This is a genomic window from uncultured Candidatus Kuenenia sp., from assembly GCF_900696675.1.
Taxonomy (GTDB): Bacteria; Planctomycetota; Brocadiia; order Brocadiales; family Brocadiaceae; genus Kuenenia; species Kuenenia stuttgartiensis_A.
The window spans coordinates 1-2,240 of the sequence record NZ_CAADGZ010000236.1; the positions used below are offsets into that span (position 1 = coordinate 1).

At 38.4% G+C, this 2,240-nt stretch carries 2 protein-coding genes; both read right to left on the minus strand.

The window, feature by feature from the left end; genetic code table 11:
* Positions 1–531 precede the first annotated feature (531 nt).
* On the minus strand, positions 532–1,299 hold the full coding sequence (locus QZT26_RS17270; protein ID WP_099323536.1) for a glycosyltransferase family 2 protein: 768 nt from the start codon (positions 1,297–1,299) through the stop codon (positions 532–534).
* 301 nt (positions 1,300–1,600) lie between these two features.
* Positions 1,601–1,945 (minus strand): muconolactone Delta-isomerase family protein, encoded by a 345-nt coding sequence (locus QZT26_RS17275; RefSeq protein WP_099323537.1) that lies wholly within the window; start codon positions 1,943–1,945, stop codon positions 1,601–1,603.
* Positions 1,946–2,240: the final 295 nt, after the last annotated feature.

Genomic DNA, 2,240 nt, shown 5'->3' on the forward strand with positions numbered 1-2,240 from the left:
AAGCGTTTCCCTGTTCACCGATTCTTTAAAATGGGGTTACTCTCATTCGAAAGAGAATTTCTTAAGGCGTGTGCTAAAGCATGATGTTTGACTTTTCTCTGTTATAGAGCAACACGTCGGGGTCGCTAACTACGAGAAAGACGTATGGTTTAAAAAGGATGCTTTGTCACGTTGTCCAAAGTATCTGGCGACGAGTGGGGGTTGGAGGCTAATGGCCTCCAGCCTACCAGCTATAACGTTTCATTAAAATATCTACATTGATACCGTCATTGCGAGCGACAGCGAAACAATCTTGAGTTTTTTTGGAAACAAGAGATTGCTTCGTCGCTCCACTCCTCGCAATGACATTTTTTTACGTACACATTTTAACGAAACGATGTACTAAATATGAGTATGACGCCCAAAACAGGTTTTGTAATAGTTCAACACCTTCCTCTAAACTAATAAGCGCTAGATTGTTTTTAATATTTTTTATATGGAGTCCAATATCGAAAATAGGCAGTCGGCAGTCAAATTCTAAATTTTACCCTTTCATATGTTAGAAAAATTTTCTGCTTTTTCCCGTTCTCTTTTCCCGTCAAGTTCTGTTTCTATAATTTTTTTATAATACTCTAATCTTGTTTCAGCATTTGCTAAATTGCCATGGAACCGTTTCGTAAGGTCTTTGTAGATAAGTTTAACCGGCAGTTCCCTTACTTCCAGCCCAGCCTTCCATGCCTGTATCCATAACTGTACCGGCATGCCATAGCCTGGTTCCGTCAGGATTAAATTCTTTAATTTTTCCACCTTATATGCCTTAAAACCACAAAAAGCATCAGTAAGTTGAAATCCGGTAATATCATTTAACATCTGTGTAACTGCCATGTTAATGCGATAGCGATCATCAGGCACTTCCTGAAGGCTATTGACCGGAAGAAGATATCTGGATCCTGAAAGTATATCATACTCGCGAAAGGGCATTTTGCTTAAAAACTGCGGGATTTCTTCAGGTTCATGCTGTCCGTCAGCATCTATGGTCACCAGGTAATCATAATCATTATTTATTGCAAAATTGAACGCATCGATAATAGTTTGCCCATAACCTAAATTCCATTTATGTCTAATGACATATATGCTCTGTATGTCCTTTAAACTACTACCAATATCATTGGTAGATCCATCGTCCAGCACCAGTACCTCCACGCCGACCTTTTTTACCCTTTGAATAATGTCATAAACATCACTTTCATTGAAAACCGGTATTGCCACTACATTTTTTAATTTTTCATTTTTTCTCATTTCTATCCATTCGTCAATCACATCTGTAACTTGCTACAACCAACACAAACCATTCTTTCCGTCAAAATATGAAACGGTAAAATACGCTTCTTCAGTATATCGCTTGCTGCGTTTTCGGAGGGCGGTTAAGAATGGCACAATCATCAGGAAGGCAAATATTGGAACTTACTAATAAGTTGAGGTTTTTATAACAACTTCCACAGTACACAGTCGGCAGTCGGCAATTTGCAATTTGCCGACTGCCGACCGTACAGCAGAACGGTCAAGTTTTTAGAAATTCAGCGGTAATTTAATTATAGTGGGGGCTGAAAATCATCGGCCCCTATTTCATAAGGGAATGAATTCTCCTGGTGTCTTGTAATGCTTTTTCCATTGGTACGAGTGGCGTAATTTCTATCTCTGTAAAAAAAGGGAAGAGTGGCAACTTTGCTACAATCTCTTCCACTTCTTCATTCGATTCGGCATCGATAATCGCTGCGGCGCCTCTCCTGCCTGAAAGTTTTCCGCCTGCCACAATCTTTCCTCGCCTCTGATACCGTGAAAAATACTCCCACTCTTTTATCACATACCCCAGAAAATCCTTTACCGGCATTTGCGGCATTTGTTTTACTTCAACCTTCAAAAGAAACAACATCTCTTTTTCCCTTTCAATTGTTAAAAGCGCCATTTTATAAAATACCTTTCTTAGTAACACTTTAGTTTTTTGAAAAAGTAGGGGCGAAGCATTTACCCGTTTGAGTATGAACGCATTTATGACAATTTACAACAAATGCTTCACCCCTAAATTGCGATTGTTGGGATTTTTCAAAAAACTAAAATGCTACCATCCTTATCACATTACTTTGTTAAAATAATATGCAAAACAACCTTAATTCCCTCTATTTAAAAGGATTTATGCTTTGAAAAATCCTTGATTAATACCATACAATAAGTAGGATGCCGAACGCAAAGGCATACAAAAT